General features: G+C 67.5%; 3 protein-coding genes. All 3 read left to right on the top strand.

Annotated features, from left to right (window positions below):
* Positions 1-452 (top strand): metallopeptidase TldD-related protein (locus tag ACWCO3_RS33815; RefSeq protein WP_450014017.1); only part of this gene is annotated, 452 nt, incomplete at its 5' end.
* A 221-nt stretch (positions 453-673) separates the two neighbouring features.
* The gene (locus ACWCO3_RS33810; RefSeq protein ID WP_145779038.1) at positions 674-1,480 is read left to right on the top strand and encodes a hypothetical protein; all 807 of its coding nucleotides are present in this window, start codon (positions 674-676) and stop codon (positions 1,478-1,480) included.
* A gap of 12 nt (positions 1,481-1,492) precedes the next feature.
* The coding region (locus tag ACWCO3_RS33805) for an FAD-binding protein (protein ID WP_450014015.1) at positions 1,493-2,542 on the top strand (1,050 nt) is incomplete at its 3' end.

The raw sequence follows: 2,542 nt of genomic DNA, 5'->3' as shown, positions 1-2,542 counted from the left end.
ATCCCGGGCGGCGAGATCACCCCGGAGAAGCTCATCGTGATCGGCGAGGTGGCCCGGGACTTCCAGCTCTACACGAAGATCACCGGCGGGCAGCGACCACCGGCGCGGCGGCCGGGGCGGTCGTCGACGCGGACACGGCCGCGCTGGTCAGCGGTGTGGAACGGGGGCTGCTGGTCAGCGACCTGTGGTACACGCGGGTGCTCGACCCGAAGAGCCTCGTCGTCACCGGGTTGACCCGCAACGGTGTCTGGTTGATCGAGGACGGCACTGTCGTGCGGGCGGTACGCGACCTGCGGTTCACCGAGTCGTACCCCCGGGCGCTCGGGCCGGGGGCGGTGCTCGGGTTGGGTGCGCGGCCGGTGCGTCAACCGGATCGGGTGGACGGTGCGTGGTGGACGGCGCCCTCGGTGCGGCTGGCGTCCTGGCACTTCACCGGAGGCGCCTCCGGCTGAGGTATCCAGAAGGCGGCTTTTCCGCAGGCCAGACACACGGGACGGTCCCTTGCGCGGACGGCTCGCAGAGATCGGCGTAACGTGTGTCACTTAGCTGCGTCGGTCGATCCGGCGTGGTCGTTGTGTGCGCAGGACGTGGCAGCGGGTGCGGTTCTCCGGTCCGCGTGCCGACCGGTGAAAGCTCAGCCCGCCCGTACGGGCCCGTCGAGGAGACGACTCGAATGACTTCAACGGCAACGAGGCCGCGGGGAGCGCGGGCGCGCGCCGCCATCGCGGCGAAGACGTTGCGTACCGACCGCTGGTGGTTCGCCCCGCTGATCACCGTGATCGGGCTCAGCGCCTGGGTCGTGTACGCGACGGTCCGGGTCTTCCAGCACGACAACTACTGGGTCAACGACTACCACTACCTGACCCCGTTCTACTCCCCGTGCGTGACCGACAGGTGTGTTGAGGCAGCCTCGCACTTCGGGCGTTTCCTGCCCGGCTGGTGGATCATCCCGGACGCCGCGCTGACCCTGCCGTTCCTGTTGCTGTTCCGGCTCACCTGCTACTACTACCGCAAGGCGTACTACCGGTCGTTCTGGCTGTCGCCGCCGGCCTGCGCCGTGCCGGACGGCCACAAGGAGTACGGCGGTGAGACCCGTTTCCCGCTGCTCGGTCAGAACCTGCACCGCTACTTCTTCTACGCCGCCGCGATCATCTCGCTGATCAACACCTGGGATGCGATCCTCGCCTTCCACTCCCCCAAGGGCTTCGGCTTCGGGCTGGGCAACATCATCCTGGTGCTGAACGTGGTGATGCTCTGGGCGTACACCATCTCCTGCCACTCCTGCCGGCACATCATCGGCGGCCGGTTGAAGCACTTCTCCAAGCACCCGGTGCGGTACAAGGCCTGGACGTTCGTCTCGGCGTTGAACGTCCGGCACATGCAGCTCGCCTGGATCACCCTCGGCACCCTGGCGCTGGCGGACTTCTACATCATGGCGCTCGCTGCCGGCTGGTTCTCCGACCTGCGGTTCATCAACTAAAGGGCCCCTGACATGACCACTACCACTCGCATCGAACGACACCACTACGACGTCGTCGTCATCGGGGCCGGCGGCGCCGGTCTGCGTGCCGCCATCGAGGCAAGGCTCGCCGGCAAGAAGACCGCGATCATCTCCAAGTCGCTGTTCGGCAAGGCGCACACGGTGATGGCCGAGGGCGGCGCGGCAGCCGCGATGGGCAACGTGAACAGCAAGGACAACTGGCAGGTGCACTTCCGCGACACCATGCGCGGTGGCAAGTTCCTGAACAACTTCCGGATGGCCGAGCTGCACGCGAAGGAGTCGCCGCAGCGGATCTGGGAGCTGGAGACGTACGGTGCGCTCTTCGACCGCACCAAGGACGGCAAGATCTCGCAGCGCAACTTCGGTGGCCACGAGTACCCGCGCCTGGCGCACGTGGGCGACCGGACCGGCCTGGAGCTGATCCGCACCCTCCAGCAGAAGATCGTCTCGCTTCAGCAGGACGACCACCGGGAGTTCGGCTCGTACGACGCCCGGATCAAGGTCTTCTCCGAGACCACCATCACCGAGCTGCTGCTCGACGGTGACCGGGTCGCCGGCGCGTTCGGCTACTACCGCGAGTCGGGCGAGTTCATCCTCTTCGAGGCGCCGGCCGTGGTGCTGGCGACCGGCGGTGTCGGGCGCTCCTACAAGGTCACCTCGAACTCCTGGGAGTACACCGGGGACGGGCACGCGTTGGCGCTGCGCGCCGGGGCGACGCTGATCAACATGGAGTTCCTCCAGTTCCACCCGACCGGCATGGTCTGGCCGCCCTCGGTGAAGGGCATCCTGGTCACCGAGTCGGTCCGTGGCGACGGTGGTGTCCTGAAGAACTCCGAGGGCAAGCGGTTCATGTTCGACTACGTCCCCGACGTCTTCCGCAAGCAGTACGCGGAGACCGAGGAGGAGGCGGACCGCTGGTACACCGACCCGGACAACAACCGGCGTCCGCCGGAGCTGCTGCCCCGTGACGAGGTGGCCCGTGCGATCAACAGCGAGGTCAAGGCCGGTCGGGGCTCCCCCGCCGGCGGCGTCTTCCTGGAC

It is taken from the genome of Micromonospora sp. NPDC002411, from assembly GCF_053592955.1.
Note: the sequence above shows the minus strand (reverse complement) of the source record. Positions and strands in the feature narration are given on the sequence as shown.